General features: G+C 70.6%; 2 protein-coding genes and 1 pseudogene. 2 read left to right on the forward strand and 1 reads right to left on the reverse strand.

The features are described from left to right. Nucleotides 1-226: 226 nt before the first annotated feature. Nucleotides 227-1,375: an NAD-binding protein gene (locus ACFR9S_RS08425; RefSeq protein WP_379732475.1), complete on the reverse strand. Its 1,149-nt coding sequence runs from the start codon at nt 1,373-1,375 to the stop codon at nt 227-229. Between the two features lie 89 nt (nt 1,376-1,464). Between ACFR9S_RS08425 and ACFR9S_RS08430 the strand changes: the two genes are divergently transcribed. Continuing rightward, nucleotides 1,465-2,676, forward strand: a complete 1,212-nt coding sequence (locus tag ACFR9S_RS08430) for a potassium channel family protein (protein ID WP_379818419.1) — start codon at nt 1,465-1,467, stop codon at nt 2,674-2,676. Continuing rightward, a pseudogene (locus ACFR9S_RS08435) lies at nt 2,673-3,302 on the forward strand (potassium transporter TrkA); the annotation flags it as partial. The gene ACFR9S_RS08430 and the pseudogene ACFR9S_RS08435, both read left to right, overlap by 4 nt.

Here is a 3,302-nt window from a genome sequence, read left to right on the forward strand (position 1 = left end):
GGGTCGCCCGCACGACGCCTCCGTGCGCGAACGAGCGCGCGAGGGACGAGTGACTGAGCGACAGCGAAGGAACGAGTCGGCTGGGGAGGCCTGTGGGCTGTGCGGAGCGGTCGCGGTTACAAGTGGTCTACGAACGAGTTGCTGTCGTCGAGTCCGTCAGCTATGACGTTCCAGAGATCAGGCGGAGGCACGCCAACGTTCCAGAATCGCCCACTGTTTCAAACGACTACTCCTCGCCCAACAGATCGCTCGCCTCGCGCTCACTATCCCCCTTTCCCATCGCCGCCTCGACCAACAGATGCCCGCCGATGGCGGCGGGGCTGATCACCGTGTCGGCGCCGGCGCGCTTGAGCTTGCTCACGTTCTCCCGCTGGGTCACGCCGACCGCGATGTGGATCTCGGGGTTGAGCTGGCGGGCGGTCAGGATGCTCAGCGCGTCCTCGGCGTCGCTGTTGGTGGCGGCGATGACGGCCCGCGCCCGGTCGATCCCGGCGCTCTCCAGCGGCTCCTCGTCGCTCGGGTCGGCCGTCAGGACGTGCACGTCGCGGTTGGCCAGCCGTCTGGTCGCCGCCTCGTCCTCGGTGATGACGACGAACCGCACTTGGTCTTCCAGTTCTTCGAGAATCGGTTCGGTCAGGTCGCCGTAGCCGAGAACCAGCACGTGGTTCTCGAGCGTGTCGAGTTGTTGTTCGGTCATGCGTCCGAGTGCGGCGGAGAGTCGGGCCTCGATCATCGGCGTCAGCACGACACCGAGCGCGACCGCGAAGGAGGCCACCGAGAGCAGGATCGCCGACATGGCGAACAGCCGCGCCTGCTCGGTCTGGGCGTAGATGTCGCCGTACCCCACGGTGCTGCCGGTGACGAGCGTGTAGTAGAACGCGTCGGTGAGGCTGTCGACGCCGTGGAACTCGTCGCGGAACGCGTAGGTGCCGGCCGTGCCGTACGCCTGTGCGGCCACCAGCGAGCCGGTCGCGGCGAGCTGGGTCGTCGTCAGGTCGAGCTCGTTGTCGAACGTCCGACGGTTGAGCAGGACCACCAGCAGGGTGATCAGCGACAGCGCCACCAGCGGGTAGGAGTACTCGCTGGCCTGTAGCAGCCCCTGTGCGGCCGTGATCGGCAGCATCACGACCGTCAGGTACCAGCCCAGCCGGTAGCGGCTCTGGAGCATGAACGCCCCGGCCAGCGTGAGAAACCCCGTCAGCGCGCCCGTGAACCCGACCGTCTGCCGGACCATCGGCGGGATGTACGGCGCCAACGGGCCAGTGACCGTCGTCGTCGAGATGTTGACGATACCCGTCCCCACCGACAGCGCGGCGACGGCGAACGTCAACAGGATGGAGGCGCGCACGCCGAGCCAGTCCCGGTCCCACTGCATACGTGAGGAGTGACGGAGCGGGTACTTAAATGGCAGCCGATCCGGCCGACGCCGGTACGTCTATGTCTCCCCCACCGCTGGCTGTGCGTATGGCGTCGTTTCCGCTGCAGGTCCTGCTCGGGGTGTACCTCGGGCTGGTGACGGGCATCGTCCCCGCGCTGGTCTCTTGGGGGCTGGGGTTCGCGTTCAAGTACTTCACCAACGTCACCATCCCCGGGTTCGGTACCGTCGTCCTCGCGCTCGCGATCGCGGGGGTCAACGGCGGCCTGCTCGCGCTCAACGACAAGGCGATCACGAACAGCACGAACGGCGTCGCGGTGCTCGTCGCCATCGTCGTCGTGCTGATGCTGTCGATGTACGCCCACGCGAAGGGCGACCAGATGGGGGCGGCGACGCCCAAGCGGCTCACGCTGAAGAAGCTCGCCGGCCGCACCCTCTCCAGCGACGTCGTGGAGTTCGTCGGCAACCGCGGGCAGGTGAAGCTGAACATCACCGGCGAGGTGGGCGATCTGGAGGGGTACCCGCCGCTGCCCGCGGAGCTCCGAGCGGAGATCCGCGAGGCGTCGATCGCGCTGCCGGCGGACCTTCCGATCTCCGAGCTCGAACACCGCGCCGAGGACCAGCTCCGGACCGAGTTCGATCTCGTCGACGCGTCGGTCCGGATCGACGAGCGCGGGCACGCGACCGTCGCCGCCGCGCCGCCGACCGCCGGGCTCTCCAAGCGCGTCCCCAACGGGAAGCGCGCGGTGTCGCTGACGACGCTGGTGCCGACGGGGCTGGCCGCCGGCGACGAGGTCCGGCTCCGCACGGCCGACGCCGAGTACGACGGGACGGTCGTGAGCGTCCGCCCCGGGAAGGAGGGGGAGACGCCCGCGGTCACCGACGGCGGCGAGGACGTTGCTGCACCGTCGACGCCAGCCGCCAAGACCGCCGCGGGCGGGCGCGACCGCGTGACCGTCGCCGTGACTCGCGAGGCGTCGCGGGCGCTGATCGCGCACGAGGTGACCGGGCTGACGGTGCAGTCCCGCGGCGAGCGCGAGGAATTCGAGCTGCTGGCGCTGCTGCGGCGCTCGGGCAAGCGCCTCCGCCGGGTGACGGTGAAGGAGGGCGGTCCCCTCGACGGCCACGGGCTGGGCGAGGTGGGCGTCCACTCGACGTACGGCGTGGTCGTGCTCGCGGGGCGGAGCGACGGCGGCTGGACGGTCGCCCCCGATAGCGAGTACGTCCCCGCGGCCGGACAGGAGCTGTTCGTCGTCGGCGCGCCCGCCGACCTCGACGCGTTCGCGGAGGTGGCGGCGTGATCCTCCAGATGCTGCTCGGCGACGTGGCGGTGCTCCCGGCGCTCGGGGGGCTGTTCGGGCTTTCGGTGCTCGCCTTCTTCGTCTCCGGGGGCGTCTCGGTGGCCTACCGCTGGTACTTCCGGGAGCCGATCCCGCGCGGGCTGGCGGCGCTGTTCGGCGTCGCGACCGTCGCGCTCTACCTCAACACGGTCGGCCTGCTGGGGCGGGTGATCGGGACGCCCGGCGGCGATCCCTTCGACGCGGTCGGCATCGGCATCGACCTGCTCACGCTGCTGTCGGCGTTCGTCGCCACGATCCCCGGCCGCCGGCTTGGCGACTCGCTCCGCTCGGGGGTGCTGAGCGCGGCGGGCGCCCGCGAGGTCAACGCCAGCGTCGGGCGCGCGCTCCGCGGCGTCGCCCGGCTCTCGGCGGTCGAACTGCCCGCGACCGACGAGATCGAGGACATGGCGAGCCACGACCCCGTCCCGGCGGCGGTGAAAGACGAGCTGGGCGGGAAGACGCTGCTGTTCCCGCGCGCGGGCACCGAGACGCTCCGGGAACGGCTGGTGACGCGGCTGAAGGAGGACTACGGCGTCGGCTACGTCGACGCCGAACTCGACGACGACGGGACGGTGACCTACCTCGCG

The organism is Halolamina salina (assembly GCF_042678005.1).
Classification (GTDB): domain Archaea; phylum Halobacteriota; class Halobacteria; order Halobacteriales; family Haloferacaceae; genus Halolamina; species Halolamina salina.